Annotated in this window: 15 protein-coding genes and 2 tRNA genes; 8 read left to right on the top strand and 9 right to left on the bottom strand. The window is 57.3% G+C overall.

Annotated features, from left to right (window positions below):
• Positions 1–150 precede the first annotated feature (150 nt).
• From clpB to AC1DSG_RS19800, 3 genes are all read left to right on the top strand, one after another.
• Positions 151–2,715, top strand: a complete 2,565-nt coding sequence (gene clpB / locus AC1DSG_RS19790; protein WP_477792398.1) for an ATP-dependent chaperone ClpB — start codon at positions 151–153, stop codon at positions 2,713–2,715.
• A gap of 299 nt (positions 2,716–3,014) precedes the next feature.
• Positions 3,015–3,090: transfer RNA gene (locus AC1DSG_RS19795), tRNA-Asn, on the top strand.
• Between the two features lie 9 nt (positions 3,091–3,099).
• A tRNA-Pro gene (locus tag AC1DSG_RS19800) sits at positions 3,100–3,176 on the top strand.
• Between the two features lie 100 nt (positions 3,177–3,276).
• Here AC1DSG_RS19800 and AC1DSG_RS19805 read toward each other — a convergent pair.
• The 5 genes from AC1DSG_RS19805 to AC1DSG_RS19825 all read right to left on the bottom strand — a co-directional run bounded on the left by AC1DSG_RS19805 (position 3,277) and on the right by AC1DSG_RS19825 (position 6,736).
• Complete coding sequence (locus AC1DSG_RS19805) at positions 3,277–3,675, bottom strand: HvfA family oxazolone/thioamide-modified RiPP metallophore (protein ID WP_477792399.1); 399 nt, start codon at positions 3,673–3,675, stop codon at positions 3,277–3,279.
• A 327-nt stretch (positions 3,676–4,002) separates the two neighbouring features.
• Positions 4,003–5,301, bottom strand: a complete 1,299-nt coding sequence (locus tag AC1DSG_RS19810; protein WP_477792400.1) for an NAD(P)/FAD-dependent oxidoreductase — start codon at positions 5,299–5,301, stop codon at positions 4,003–4,005.
• A 60-nt stretch (positions 5,302–5,361) separates the two neighbouring features.
• Positions 5,362–5,535 carry a DUF3094 domain-containing protein gene (locus AC1DSG_RS19815; RefSeq protein ID WP_007938396.1) on the bottom strand — a complete coding sequence of 58 codons (174 nt, stop codon included), beginning with the start codon at positions 5,533–5,535 and terminating at the stop codon, positions 5,362–5,364.
• Between the two features lie 50 nt (positions 5,536–5,585).
• Positions 5,586–6,113: an MOSC domain-containing protein gene (locus tag AC1DSG_RS19820; protein WP_477792401.1), complete on the bottom strand. Its 528-nt coding sequence runs from the start codon at positions 6,111–6,113 to the stop codon at positions 5,586–5,588.
• Positions 6,110–6,736 (bottom strand): DUF1780 domain-containing protein, encoded by a 627-nt coding sequence (locus AC1DSG_RS19825; RefSeq protein ID WP_007942303.1) that lies wholly within the window; start codon positions 6,734–6,736, stop codon positions 6,110–6,112. Before AC1DSG_RS19825 ends, AC1DSG_RS19820 begins: the two co-directional genes overlap by 4 nt.
• A 129-nt stretch (positions 6,737–6,865) precedes the next feature.
• Here AC1DSG_RS19825 and AC1DSG_RS19830 point away from each other — a divergent pair, with 129 nt between their 5' ends.
• The 3 genes from AC1DSG_RS19830 (at position 6,866) to AC1DSG_RS19840 (ending at position 8,298) form a co-directional block, all read left to right on the top strand.
• Positions 6,866–7,333, top strand: a complete 468-nt coding sequence (locus AC1DSG_RS19830; RefSeq protein ID WP_477792410.1) for an FAD/FMN-containing dehydrogenase — start codon at positions 6,866–6,868, stop codon at positions 7,331–7,333.
• Positions 7,330–8,019 (top strand): energy-coupling factor ABC transporter permease, encoded by a 690-nt coding sequence (locus AC1DSG_RS19835; RefSeq protein WP_477792402.1) that lies wholly within the window; start codon positions 7,330–7,332, stop codon positions 8,017–8,019. Before AC1DSG_RS19830 ends, AC1DSG_RS19835 begins: the two co-directional genes overlap by 4 nt.
• 63 nt (positions 8,020–8,082) lie before the next feature.
• Positions 8,083–8,298 carry a hypothetical protein gene (locus tag AC1DSG_RS19840; RefSeq protein ID WP_477792403.1) on the top strand — a complete coding sequence of 72 codons (216 nt, stop codon included), beginning with the start codon at positions 8,083–8,085 and terminating at the stop codon, positions 8,296–8,298.
• 3 nt (positions 8,299–8,301) lie between these two features.
• On the opposite strand, the gene yacG is transcribed toward AC1DSG_RS19840, so the two are convergent.
• The 4 genes from yacG to AC1DSG_RS19860 are packed head-to-tail and all read right to left on the bottom strand — an operon-like array spanning position 8,302 to position 11,210.
• Positions 8,302–8,502: a DNA gyrase inhibitor YacG gene (gene yacG / locus AC1DSG_RS19845; protein ID WP_477792404.1), complete on the bottom strand. Its 201-nt coding sequence runs from the start codon at positions 8,500–8,502 to the stop codon at positions 8,302–8,304.
• Complete coding sequence (coaE, locus tag AC1DSG_RS19850) at positions 8,499–9,122, bottom strand: dephospho-CoA kinase (RefSeq protein WP_477792405.1); 624 nt, start codon at positions 9,120–9,122, stop codon at positions 8,499–8,501. The genes yacG and coaE overlap by 4 nt, the downstream gene beginning before the upstream one ends.
• Entirely contained in the window at positions 9,119–9,991 is an 873-nt protein-coding gene (locus AC1DSG_RS19855; protein WP_477792406.1) for a prepilin peptidase, read from the bottom strand. The genes coaE and AC1DSG_RS19855 overlap by 4 nt, the downstream gene beginning before the upstream one ends.
• A gap of 1 nt (position 9,992) precedes the next feature.
• Positions 9,993–11,210, bottom strand: a complete 1,218-nt coding sequence (locus tag AC1DSG_RS19860) for a type II secretion system F family protein (RefSeq protein WP_477792407.1) — start codon at positions 11,208–11,210, stop codon at positions 9,993–9,995.
• A 233-nt stretch (positions 11,211–11,443) separates the two neighbouring features.
• On the opposite strand from AC1DSG_RS19860, the gene AC1DSG_RS19865 reads away from it, so the two are divergent.
• A complete protein-coding gene (locus tag AC1DSG_RS19865; protein ID WP_477792408.1) occupies positions 11,444–11,866 on the top strand; it encodes a pilin in 423 nt (140 codons plus the stop codon).
• A 308-nt stretch (positions 11,867–12,174) separates the two neighbouring features.
• Complete coding sequence (locus AC1DSG_RS19870) at positions 12,175–12,528, top strand: BON domain-containing protein (protein ID WP_477792409.1); 354 nt, start codon at positions 12,175–12,177, stop codon at positions 12,526–12,528.
• Positions 12,529–12,898 lie beyond the last annotated feature (370 nt).

Consider the following 12,898-nt stretch of genomic DNA (forward strand, 5'->3'; position numbering starts at 1 on the left):
TTGTCTGGTTGGAACGCTAGACTTCGCTGATCTGCATCAACTGATCGACGCTTGAAACTCCCAGAATCGACCGCATCTATAACGGTATCTGGCAGGTTTCTTCATTCAGGATGTTTTATAGGTCCGGCCTGCTCAAAAGGAAGGTGACCCATGCGTATAGATCGTTTAACCAGCAAATTGCAGTTAGCACTATCCGACGCCCAATCCCTGGCCGTCGGCCTCGACCATTCCGGCATCGAGCCGGCGCATTTGATGCAGGCGCTGCTTGAACAGCAGGGCGGCTCGATCAAACCTCTGCTGATGCAGGTCGGTTTCGACGTCAACAGCCTGCGTAAAGAGCTGACCAAAGAGCTCGACCAGCTGCCGAAAATCCAGAACCCGACCGGCGACGTGAACATGTCGCAGGACCTGGCGCGCCTGCTCAATCAGGCTGATCGCCTGGCCCAGCAGAAGGGCGACCAGTTCATCTCCAGCGAGCTGGTGCTGCTGGCCGCCATGGATGAAAACAGCAAACTCGGCAAGTTGTTGCTGGGGCAGGGCGTGAGCAAGAAAGCCCTGGAGAACGCGATCAATAACCTGCGTGGCGGCGAAGCGGTCAACGACGCCAACCACGAGGAGTCGCGCCAGGCGCTGGATAAATACACTGTCGACCTGACCAAGCGTGCCGAAGAAGGCAAGCTTGATCCGGTGATCGGCCGTGACGACGAAATTCGCCGGACCATTCAGGTCCTGCAACGTCGTACCAAGAACAACCCGGTGCTGATCGGCGAGCCCGGCGTGGGTAAAACCGCCATCGCTGAGGGCCTGGCCCAGCGCATCATTAATGGCGAAGTGCCGGATGGCCTGAAAGGCAAACGCCTGCTGTCCCTCGACATGGGGGCGCTGATTGCCGGTGCCAAGTATCGCGGTGAGTTTGAAGAGCGCCTGAAATCGCTGCTCAACGAGCTGTCGAAGCAGGAAGGACAGATCATTCTGTTCATCGACGAACTGCACACCATGGTCGGCGCCGGTAAAGGCGAAGGCTCGATGGATGCGGGCAACATGCTCAAGCCTGCCCTGGCTCGTGGCGAGTTGCATTGCGTCGGCGCGACTACGCTCAATGAGTACCGCCAATATATAGAGAAGGACGCGGCCCTCGAGCGGCGCTTCCAGAAAGTCCTGGTGGATGAGCCGAGCGAAGAAGACACCATCGCGATTCTGCGTGGCCTCAAAGAGCGTTACGAGGTTCACCACAAGGTGGCGATCACCGACGGCGCCATCATCGCCGCGGCCAAGCTCAGTCATCGCTACATTACTGATCGCCAGTTGCCGGACAAGGCCATCGACCTGATCGACGAGGCGGCCAGCCGTATTCGTATGGAGATCGACTCCAAGCCGGAAGTGCTGGACCGTCTGGAGCGTCGCCTGATTCAGTTGAAGGTGGAATCGCAGGCACTGAAAAAAGAAAGCGACGAAGCGGCGATCAAACGCCTGGAAAAACTCCAGGAAGAAATCAGCCGCCTTGAGCGCGAGTATTCGGACCTTGAAGAAATCTGGAATTCGGAAAAAGCCGAAGTCCAGGGTTCTGCGCAGATCCAGCAGAAAATCGAACAGTCCCGTCAGGAACTGGAAGCCGCACGCCGCAAAGGTGACCTGAACCGCATGGCCGAGCTGCAATACGGGGTGATCCCGGACCTGGAGCGCAGCCTGCAAATGGTCGATCAGCACGGCAAAAGCGAAAACCAGTTGCTGCGCAGCAAGGTGACTGAGGAAGAAATTGCTGAAGTCGTGTCAAAGTGGACCGGTATTCCGGTGTCGAAAATGCTCGAAGGCGAGCGCGACAAACTAATGAAGATGGAAAGCCTGTTGCACCAGCGTGTGATCGGCCAGGACGAAGCGGTGATCGCTGTGTCCAACGCGGTGCGGCGTTCCCGGGCCGGGTTGTCAGACCCGAATCGCCCAAGTGGTTCGTTCATGTTCCTCGGCCCGACCGGTGTCGGTAAAACCGAGCTGTGCAAGGCACTGGCCGAGTTCCTCTTTGATACGGAAGAGGCGATGGTGCGGATCGACATGTCCGAGTTCATGGAGAAACATTCCGTGGCCCGACTGATCGGTGCGCCACCAGGGTACGTGGGCTATGAAGAGGGCGGTTATCTGACCGAGGCGGTGCGTCGCAAGCCTTACTCGGTGATCCTTCTGGACGAGGTCGAGAAGGCCCACCCGGATGTGTTCAACATCTTGCTGCAAGTGCTRGAAGATGGCCGCTTGACCGACAGCCATGGCCGCACGGTGGATTTCAAGAATACCGTGATCGTCATGACATCCAACTTGGGCTCGGTGCAGATCCAGGAGCTGGTCGGTGATCGTGAGGCGCAGCGTGCGGCGGTGATGGATGCGATTTCCACCCACTTCCGGCCGGAGTTCATCAACCGGGTCGACGAAGTGGTGATCTTCGAGCCGTTGGCGCGGGATCAGATCGCGGGCATTACCGAGATCCAGTTGGGACGTCTGCGCAGTCGTCTGACCGAGCGTGAGCTGAAACTGGAGCTGAGCCCTGAGGCCATGGATAAGCTGATCGCCGTGGGTTACGACCCGGTGTACGGCGCACGTCCGCTCAAACGAGCGATTCAGCGCTGGATCGAGAACCCGCTGGCTCAGTTGATTCTGTCGGGCCGTTTCCTGCCCGGTGAGACCGCCAAGGGTGTGGTGGAGAACGACGAAATCGTATTCGTCTGATCCATTCAGGCAGCAAAACTGATGAGGCCTCGCATTGCGAGGCCTTTTTTTCGCCAGGCTGTTGAACTCTAAGGAAAAGGCTTGTAAAGTGCGCCCCGCAGTAAGTCACCCGCCAGGGTTTCCGCTCCCCAAGCAGGAATCCAAAATAAGTTGCAAATCATTAACTTGAAAGCAATTTAGGGGGTTGACAGAGGTTCTGAAGATTGTAGAATAGCGCGCCTCAGACACACGAACGCAGCGATGCGAACGGGTCGAAGAGAACGCAAAAAGCTTCACCGTTTTAAATTGAAATATGTAGTTCCGTGATAGCTCAGTCGGTAGAGCAAATGACTGTTAATCATTGGGTCCCAGGTTCGAGTCCTGGTCACGGAGCCAATTTCAAACCGGGGTATAGCGCAGTCCGGTAGCGCGCCTGCTTTGGGAGCAGGATGTCAGGAGTTCGAATCCCCTTACCCCGACCATATTAAAAATCCTCGTATCGAAAGATACGGGGATTTTTTTTGCGTGCCGAAAAAAAGCCCCGCTTCTCGGTGGAGAAAGCAGGGCTTGGTACTCAGAGGTTCAGGCGCCTTCTTGATCCTTCAGATGCTCGAACAAACCTTTTGGCATTTTCTTGCCGTTGGCTTCGTAGTTGGCCTTCACGTTATCGAACGCCTCTTGTTCGTCGATAAAACCGTCATGGTTGGTGTCGATTTTGTCGAAATTGGCCTTTGGCGCGACTTTCAGGAATTCCGCGCGGGAAACCTTGCCGTCGTCATCGGTGTCGGTTTTTGCCATCGAGGCATCGCCACACTTGCCTTCACCGCATTTGCCTTCAGGGGTTTTCACCACCTGTTCAGCCGAGGCCAGCAGGTAGCCTTGAGTCAACGGCTGCGAAGCGAACACGGAGCCGGTCAACATCATGCCGCCAGCCAGAACAGCGCCGAGCAGACCAATAGTGTTTTTGGTGGTACGGGACATTTCAAATCTCCTGGGTTGCACGACACAACCGCTTGATAAAGGGTTGCCACGTAAGTGCGGCGACAACCGAAGCAGGCAGGCTGCCTTGCTCGGGTGTGGCCATTTAGCGGGAGTGGTGTATCGCTACTGTGTCGCGCAAGGGGGGAGTTTGTAAGCGAAGGGGCTAAAACGCGGGGGGAGATACAGTGAGACACAGATCTACAGATTGATGAGCAAAAAAATGTGGGAGCGAGCCTGCTCGCGATGGCAGCATGTCAGGCGACATTTGATGTCGACTGTTCAGACGCTATCGCGAGCAGGCTCRCTCCCACATTAGTTGGCGGTGTATCAGTGCAGCTTGAGTCGCGGCTCAGTCCCGCGCCCGATCTTGCTGCCCAGCATCAGCATCGCCGTACGAAACGCGCCATACAGCGCCATCTGGTGCATACGGTACAACGACACGTAAAACATCCGCGCCAGCCAGCCTTCCAGCATCACACTGCCGGTCAGGTTGCCCATCAAGTTACCCACAGCCGAAAAACGCGACAGCGAGATCAACGAGCCATAGTCGGTGTATTTATACGTAGGCAGAGGTTTGCCTTCGATCCGCAGTTTCAGCGATTTGGCCAGCAGCGAAGCCTGCTGATGCGCAGCCTGGGCACGCGGCGGTACATTGCGATCAGAGCCCGGTTGCGGGCAGGCCGCGCAGTCACCGAAGGCGAAGATGTTTTCGTCGCGGGTGGTTTGCAGGGTGGGCAGCACGTGTAGCTGGTTAATGCGATTGGTTTCCAGGCCGTCGATGTCCTTGAGGAAACCCGGTGCACGAATCCCGGCGGCCCAGACTTTCAGGCTGGCGTTGATCACTTTGCCGTCGGCGGTGATCAGGCTGTCGGCCGTCACCTCACTGACTGCGGCATTGGTCATGACGTTGACCCCGAGTTTTTCCAGGGTTTTATGCACAGGCCCGCCGATACGTTCCGGCAGGGCAGGCAATACCCGTGGCCCGGCTTCGATCAGGGTGATGTGCATGTTTTCCGGTTTGATTCGGTCCAGGCCATAAGCGGCCAGTTCATGCGCAGCGTTGTGCAGTTCAGCGGCCAGTTCAACCCCGGTAGCCCCGGCGCCAACGATGGCCACGCTGATCTGCTCGACCTTGTCGGTCTGCCCGGCATGGGCGCGCAGATAATGGTTGAGCAGTTGCTGGTGGAAACGCTCGGCCTGTTTGCGGGTGTCGAGGAACAGGCAATGTTGCGCCGCGCCTTGGGTACCGAAATCATTGGTGGTGCTGCCGACGGAAATCACCAGCGAGTCGTAACCCACCTCACGGGCGGGCACCAGTTCCAGGCCGGCTTCGTCGTAAGTGGCGGCCAGCTGGATTTTTTTCTGCGTGCGATCGAGCCCGCTCATGCGCCCCAGCTGGAACTCGAAGTGGTTCCATTTGGCTTGGGCAACATAGTTGAGTTCATCTTCGGAAGAGTTCAGCGACCCGGCTGCCACTTCGTGCAGCAGCGGTTTCCAGATATGGGTCAGGTTCGCGTCGACCAGCATCACGCTGGCCGTGCCGCGCTTGCCCAGAGTCTTACCCAGACGGGTAGCCAACTCCAGACCGCCGGCGCCGCCGCCAACGATGACAATACGATGTGTCATGGGGATATCTCGCAAGGCTAAAAGAAATCGGTGCAATTACCCGAGCGAGCGCGATGCTGCTCATAGCGTCAGGTAACTGATAAGTCGGCTCAAAAGGCCCAGACCAATGGTCACTGCCAGCACCACCACCAGGAGCATCCACGGCCGGAAAGGTCGGCGCTCAACTTGGTGCTGGGACAAGTGCAGGTACTCTTCGACATGCTTTTGGTCGTCGGGGTTCAGGCGGCTGGTCATAAAGGCCTCGTCGGTAGACGTTGCTGAATGTGTAGAAGCTACAGGCTGATTTAACGAACATTGAACGGAGCATAGCCGCTGTCCGGAATGGGCTCGACGCTCACCGTGTCGTCCAGGCGAATGATGCCACTTTGTAACACTCGGGCAGTGATTCCGCCATGTCCGCGCACAGCTTGAAAGGTCCTGGGGCCGAGGTTGTTTTGAAGGCGCGCACAAGGCTGGCACCAGCCGGTGGTTTCGAAAATGGCCTGGCCGATCCGGAAGCGACGACCCTTGAGGCTGAACAGGTTGATGCCGCTGATAACGAGGTTGCGCCGCAAATCATTAGGCAATACCGGCTGATCGTCCGGGCGGCCCATCAGCGAAGTGATCACCGCTAGATGCTCCCACTGAATCAAGGTCACCTGCCGCGCGTTATGCACGCCAGGGCGGGCTCGATCGCCGGTCAAACCGGCCTGGAGTCGCGCTTCCACCGCCTCCAGTTCGATCATCGGTACGTGAGGTCCGGGGCGCACGCCGATCCAGCGTACGCGGCCGGTTTGCGGGACTTGCGCGATCAATGCCTGCAATGGACTCACAAACTGATTCCGACATCGAAGACGATGCTGCGCCCCAGGTTGCTGCGCAGGAAGTCCGGTGCATCCGGGTGCGCGAACAGCACCCGGGCGAAGGTCGGGCCGACCAGTGACAGCGAACGCCAGCCTTGGCGCAGGTATTCGGTAGGCGGTGGAAAATGGCTGTTGAGGTCCAGCACTTCGCGTTTGAGGCTGGCGAAGGCGATGATGTCGAGTTCCCCCAAGTCCATGCCACGTTCTTTGTAGTTGTGCGCTTTTTTACGCAAGGTCGGCGCCAGTCTCAGCAAAAACTCATTGGCGGGGATGCGTTTGGGTTTGGCTTCGCGTCGCACTAACTGGCTCAGGGAAAATGCACTGCGTCGACGTTGTAGCTCGTCGCGCCATTCGTCGTTCAGTCGACGGCCCTCGTCGAGTACGAAGAACACCTCGAAATTCGCCTCTCGAAACAATACGTCCGGCGGTTCGCCGGCCGGGGCGAATTCGTCGGCGCGATAGGGAATGTTCAAGCCTTGCAACAGGCGCTGGCACACCCAACGCTCACGCTCCCATTTGCGGGCATTGGAAAGGAACGCGTTGGCTTGCTCGGCCGCGATGGTCAGCAGGCGTAAATAATCTGAGTCATCCATAGGCCCAAGCTTAGCGTTCAAATGCGACAAGCAGAAAGCGTTTACCGGCAATCGACGTGACTGGGCAGTCTGAAAGGGCGGTGTAGACTGATGGCCATCAAGTAGAAGCGATAGGACAAGGGGGTGAATGTGAAATATTGGCCGGTGTTGCTGCTCAGTTTTCTGCCCTGGTGGGCCCAGGCGCTGGAAGTGGGCGAGCGACTAGCACCCTGGACCTTGCTCGATCAGTACGACCAGGCGTTCACGCTCGATAATCACACTCAGACGCTGCTGGTAGCGCGAAGCATGGACGCCGCCAAACTGGTAGAGGCTGCACTGCAAGGCCAGCCAAAAGGCTATCTGGAGGCCCGGCACGTCGTATTTTTAGCGGACATCCAGCGTATGCCAAAGCTGATCGCGAAGATGTTTGCCATTCCGGCCATGCGCGATTATTCCTACCGGGTAATGCTGGACCGTGAGGGGCGCGTGGCGCCGCGCTACCCCGGGGCTGAGGACAATGTACTGTGGCTGCAACTCAAGGACGGCCAATTGTTGGCACAACACGAATATGCCACGGCCGCGCAACTACATGAGGCGCTAGAGAAGGCCCGGCCATGATCGGTGCAGGGTTGTTGTCACCGCAGACGCTGACGGTCGGCTGGCTGATCTATGTGCCCGTGCTGCTCTGGGCCATCTGGCGTGCGCCTTGGGTAGAGCTATTCACAGACAGCCGGCGCCAGCATTTGCTGTTCGGCACGGTGTTCGCGTTGTTTTTGTTGTGGCTGGTACGACGGGATTTCGACACCGGCGTGTCTTATCACTTCATCGGCATGACAGCCGTGACCTTGCTGCTGGACTGGCCGTTGGCAATTGTTGGCGGCTTGATTGCGCAGTTCGGGCTCGTGCTGCTCGGGCGTCAGGACCTGGCCGCCATTGGCTTGAACGGAGCGCTGCTGATTTTGCTGCCGGTGCTGGTCACTGAGTGCATCGCCATCCTGGTGGAGCGGGCGCAACCACGTAATCCCTTTGTGTATATCTTTTGTTCCGGTTTTTTTGCGGCGGCGTTGTCGGCGTTGTTGTGCCTGCTGCTGGCGCTGTGGGTGCTGTGGTACGACGAGCGTTTTGTCATGCCGTATTGGCTGGAAGATTTTGTCGGCTATCTGTGGCTGCTGATTTTTCCCGAAGCGTTCATCAACGGCATGGTGGTCAGCGCCTTGGTGGTGTTCAGCCCTGAATGGCTGGAGACGTTCAATCGCACACGCTACCTTTCGGCCCCCTGGAAAGACGACGACCCGAAGTCTTGATCCACATCACATCGGTCCTTCATTGGCGAACGCATGCTCGACAAAACCTTCAGGAGCATGGGCATGAGTGTGTACGAGTGGGCGAGGCAGGAGTTGCGTCAGAGTCTGGATGGAGCGAAGGAGGCGGGGTTTGATCCGGGCTTGAGCCTGCGCGCCTTGCTCAGCGCAGTGGTGCAGCAAAGCAAGGCAGTGCGCAGTACCGAAGACCTGGCCGACGAGTTGCGTTTTCTCGCGGAAAACCTCGATGACGACCAGGACTACGGTTTTATGCGGCCCTGAACCTCAGTGACGCGGTTCGAAATCTTCGCTGAACAGTTCGTCTTCAGCGTCCGGGCTGACCGGAATCTTGTGCTCTTCCGATGCCCATGCTCCGAGGTCGATCAGTTTGCAGCGATCCGAGCAAAACGGCCGGAAGGTGCTCTCGGCACTCCATTCGACAGGAGCGCCACAGGTTGGGCATTGGACGGTTGGGGTCTGGCTCATGACTGGCCTCCACGCAAAGTAAGGTAAAAGTGATGCAGGCGTTCGACCTCGCTGTGCAGCCAGGCGAGGTCGCGGTCGTTGACCACTACATCGTCGGCATGGCTCACGCGGTCCTGGCGGCTGGTCTGGACCTTGAGGATCGCCTGGACCTGTTGTTCAGTTGTCTGGTCACGCTGCAAGGTGCGTTCGATTTGTAACTGTTGCGGGGCATCGATCACCAGGACGCGTTGAGTCATGGCGTTCTGCCCGGACTCGATCAGCAGCGGCGAAACCAGAATCGCGTAAGGCGATTGTGCCTTGGCCAGATTGTCCGCGATTTCTTCACCGATCAACGGATGCAACAAGCCTTCGAGCCACCGACGTTCCTCCGGTACTTCAAAGATCAATGCGCGCAGGGCCGCGCGGTCCAGTGTTCCGTCAGCTTGCAGCACGCCGGGGCCGAAGTGTTCGGCGATAGCGGCCAACGCCGGGCGACCCGGTTCCACCACCCAGCGTGCCGCGTGATCGGCGTCCACGACGTGGATGCCCAGGTCAATGAAGTGTTGGGCAGCGGCGCTTTTACCGCTGCCGATGCCGCCGGTCAGGCCGAGAATCCAGGGTTTTTCCACAGGGGTATTCATTTCAAACCGACAAACTGCCAATAGAAGTCGGTTATTTGACCACCCCAGAGCAAGGCAATCCAGCCGGCAATCGCCAGATAGGGGCCGAAGGGGATTGGCGAAGAGGTTTTCGCGTTGCTCAGACGCAACATAATCACCCCGAGAATGGCGCCCACCAGCGACGACAGCAGGATCGTCAGCGGCAGAATTTGCCAGCCACCCCACGCCCCGAGCATGGCCAGTAATTTGAAATCACCGTGACCGAGACCGTCTTTGCCGGTGAGCAGCTTGAACAGCCAGAACACCGACCACAACGCCATGTATCCGGCCACTGCCCCCCACAGCGCTTCATGCAATGACACGAAGACCCCGAAACTGTTGACGATCAACCCCAGCCATAACAGCGGCAGTACCAGCACATCCGGGAGCAGTTGGTGCTCTGCGTCGATCAGACTCATCGCCAGCAAGCCCCAGGTCAGGACCAACACCGTGCAAGCCTGCCACCCGAAACCGAAATGCCAGGCGGTAAACGCCGAGAGCAGGCCACAAGCCAGTTCGGTCAGCGGATAGCGCTTGCTGATAGGTGCGGCGCAGTTCGAGCATCGCCCCCGTAAAAACAGATAACTGATCACCGGGATGTTTTCCCACGGGCGAATTCGATGGTCGCATTGTGGGCAATGGGAGTGGGGCAGCATCAAGTTGTAGGTCGGGCCGGGCGCTTCTGGCGGTACACCGAGCACGTCATGGGCTTGGAGCCGCCATTCGCGATCGAGCATTTTCGGCAGGCGCCAGATCACCACATTGAGGAAGCTGCCCACGACCAGGCCCACCACTAATGCGAGGGTCACGAAGAACGCTGGGTAAACAGTCAGGATTTCATTCAAGGGCATGTCAGATCGCTGAGCCGAGTTGGAAGATGGGCAAGTACATCGCAACCACCAGGCCCCCGACGATAACACCCAGCACGACCATGATGAATGGCTCCATCAGGCTGGTGAGGTTATCGACCATGTTGTCCACTTCGTCTTCGTAGAAGCCCGCGACCTTGTCGAGCATGGTATCCAATGCGCCGGACTCTTCACCAATGGCCGTCATTTGAATCGCCATGTTGGGGAAGACTCCCGAAGTGCGCATGGAAAAATTCAGCTGCATGCCAGTCGACACGTCCTGCTTGATGCGCAGCACCGCACGCTTGAACACGATGTTGCCGGTCGCACCGGCCACCGACTCCAATGCTTCGACCAATGGCACGCCGGCGGCAAAGGTAGTCGACAGCGTTCGGGCGTAGCGGGCCACGGCAGACTTGTACATCAGCGTGCCGATCAGGGGCAGTTTCAGCAGCCAGGTGTCCCGCCAGTCGCGAAAGCCCGGGGATTTCTTGAAAGCGTGGCGCACGCCGAAAATCGCCGCGATCAGCACACCGAGCATCGCCCACCACCAATGCTGCATGAACGCCGACAGGCCGATGACCATCACCGTGAAGGCAGGCAGTTCGGCACCAAAACCTTTGAACACCGATTCGAATTGCGGCACCACCTTGACCAGCAGAATCCCCGTGACAATGATCGCGACAAACACCACGGCCAATGGGTAGGTCATGGCTTTCTTGATCTTGGCCTTCAGGCTTTCGCTCTTTTCCTTATAGATCGCCACCCGTTCCAGCAAAGTATCGAGGGCGCCGGCCTGCTCGCCGGCGTCCACCAGGTTGCAGTAGAGCTCATCGAAATACTGCGGCTTTTTGCGCAGGGACGCGGCGAAGCTGTTACCCGCCGCGACTTCCTGTTTCAACTCGTCCACCAGTTTGCGCATGGCCGGGTTATCGAAGCCTTCACCGATAATGTCGAACGACTGCAACAGCGGCACGCCGGCTTTCATCATGGTCGCCATCTGCCGGGTGAAGAGGGCAATGTCCTGCGTCTTGATACGTTTGCCGACGTTGAACATCGACGCGGATTTCTTGCGCACTTTGCCGGGGTTGATGCCTTGCTTGCGCAGTTGTGCCTTGATCAACGCCGGGTTCTGGCCGCTCAACTCACCGATCATCTTGGTGCCTTTCCTGTCTGTGCCTTCCCAAGCGTAGACACTTGTTTTTGCTGCTTTGACCGACATGTTCAGCCCTAGGTGACCCGATTGATTTCTTCATGGCTTATAGCCTAGTCAAGGCGCTGAGCCAAACCAGCGGCCTTGAGGTGACAAAAAGTGTCAGATAGTGCGGTTGTTGGGAGATGGAAAGGTCTTTGGTTTGACTTCATGCCCCGCCAACTGGGGCTGTGGCGCTTGGCATGGGCTGTGCTGATGCTCTTTCAGATCATGAGCTTTCGACTCATGCATGGAGCTTGTCTATGAAGACTCAGAAAGGTTTTACCCTGATCGAACTGCTGATCGTGGTGGCGATCATCGGGATTCTGGCGACGTTTGCGTTGCCGATGTATTCCAAATATCAGGCCAGGGCGAAGTTGACGGCGGGTCTGGCCGAGATTTCCGCCATGAAGGTGCCGTATGAAGATGTGATCAACCAAGGTACGGAGCCAACGGTAAGCAATGTGGCGCCGGCGGGTGATGCCAAGACCAGCAATTGCACCGTCGCGGTCACCGGTGCTGTGGACACAGGCAATGGCAGCATCACCTGCACGATATTGGATGCCCCGGCGCCAGTGCTGAACAAGAGCATTACGTTAAAGCGTGATGCAGCCAATGGCTGGTCGTGTGTCAGTACCGCTGACAAAGATTACTTGCCTAAAGCCTGCAAGAGTTCCGCCTCGTAAACGCTGACACCCAGCACGGCCCCGCTGCTTCGGTTGCGGGGCCTTTTTTTTGTTTGTCGAATGCCTCGCTGCTGAAAAAAAGGCAAAAAATTCAGGGTGTTAGGAACTTTGTGAAAACCCGCAAGTTGCATGCAGAGTTTTGCCTGGTCATGCATTTTGCATGATTTCGAAATATCGTCATATTTGTAACGTATTGATTTTTAACGATTTAGTTGTTGTCTCAAAGTTGGCACAGCGTTCGCAATATACCCAATAACCCTGCTGAGAAGACAACCAGCAGACTTTCAAGAAAAACAGGAGTTACACGTATGAAGAAGTTCGCTATCGCTGCCGCTACTGCTACCGCGCTGACCCTGACTCTGGCCAACGCAGCATTCGCCCAGACCACCACCACTCAWGCCCCGCTGACACTGGCTTCGGGTGAAGTTGCCAAGGCTACGGAAGCTACTTCCGATACCTGGATCACCACCAAAGTCAAAAGCGACCTGCTGACCGAAAAAGGCATTCCTGGCACCGACATCAAAGTTGAAACCAACAAAGGCGTGGTTTCCCTGTCGTCCACTGTTGCAGTGACTGATGCTCAGAAAGCCACCGCTGTGGCGATCACCAAGAAAATCGAAGGCGTCAAAGCGGTCTCCGCTGACGGCCTGAAAGCCGACTAAGGCAAGACTTCTCGCCTGGACCGGGGGAAGGTGTGGCAGTCGGGATGAGTCATACGACTGCCACTTCTTAGGATTAGGAGTTCATGCGAACGGCCATAAGGATGTAGCCATTACAGGCCCCTGACATTGATGTCGGGGGCCTGTTCTATTTGGGCTGCACAAAACAACTGTGGTCATTCAAGGTTGTGGTGAGTTCAATGGCTGAACAGCAATCTTGTGAGTATCACTCGGCATCCAGATGCAACGGCGTCACCACCCGACCATCACTTTCAGCTTTACCAAGGTTAGCGTCGACGAAGTACACACGGTCGTCGGCCAACTGACCCTTATCCACCAGGTAATCCTTGATGCTGCTGGCGCGCTCCTGCCC

The sequence above is a fragment of the Pseudomonas sp. P5_A12 genome, assembly GCF_056400685.1.

Excerpts from the sequence above, each read along its gene's own strand:
- AC1DSG_RS19840 (WP_477792403.1), top strand. The coding sequence starts at position 8,083 with ATGAGTGTGTACGAGTGGGCGAGGCAGGAGTTGCGTCAGAGTCTGGAT.
- AC1DSG_RS19815 (WP_007938396.1), bottom strand. The coding sequence starts at position 5,535 with ATGACCAGCCGCCTGAACCCCGACGACCAAAAGCATGTCGAAGAGTAC.
- AC1DSG_RS19865 (WP_477792408.1), top strand. The coding sequence starts at position 11,444 with ATGAAGACTCAGAAAGGTTTTACCCTGATCGAACTGCTGATCGTGGTG.
- AC1DSG_RS19810 (WP_477792400.1), bottom strand. The coding sequence starts at position 5,301 with ATGACACATCGTATTGTCATCGTTGGCGGCGGCGCCGGCGGTCTGGAG.
- AC1DSG_RS19855 (WP_477792406.1), bottom strand. The coding sequence starts at position 9,991 with ATGCCCTTGAATGAAATCCTGACTGTTTACCCAGCGTTCTTCGTGACC.
- coaE (WP_477792405.1), bottom strand. The coding sequence starts at position 9,122 with ATGAATACCCCTGTGGAAAAACCCTGGATTCTCGGCCTGACCGGCGGC.
- AC1DSG_RS19825 (WP_007942303.1), bottom strand. The coding sequence starts at position 6,736 with ATGGATGACTCAGATTATTTACGCCTGCTGACCATCGCGGCCGAGCAA.
- AC1DSG_RS19835 (WP_477792402.1), top strand. The coding sequence starts at position 7,330 with ATGATCGGTGCAGGGTTGTTGTCACCGCAGACGCTGACGGTCGGCTGG.
- yacG (WP_477792404.1), bottom strand. The coding sequence starts at position 8,502 with ATGAGCCAGACCCCAACCGTCCAATGCCCAACCTGTGGCGCTCCTGTC.
- AC1DSG_RS19860 (WP_477792407.1), bottom strand. The coding sequence starts at position 11,210 with ATGTCGGTCAAAGCAGCAAAAACAAGTGTCTACGCTTGGGAAGGCACA.
- AC1DSG_RS19805 (WP_477792399.1), bottom strand. The coding sequence starts at position 3,675 with ATGTCCCGTACCACCAAAAACACTATTGGTCTGCTCGGCGCTGTTCTG.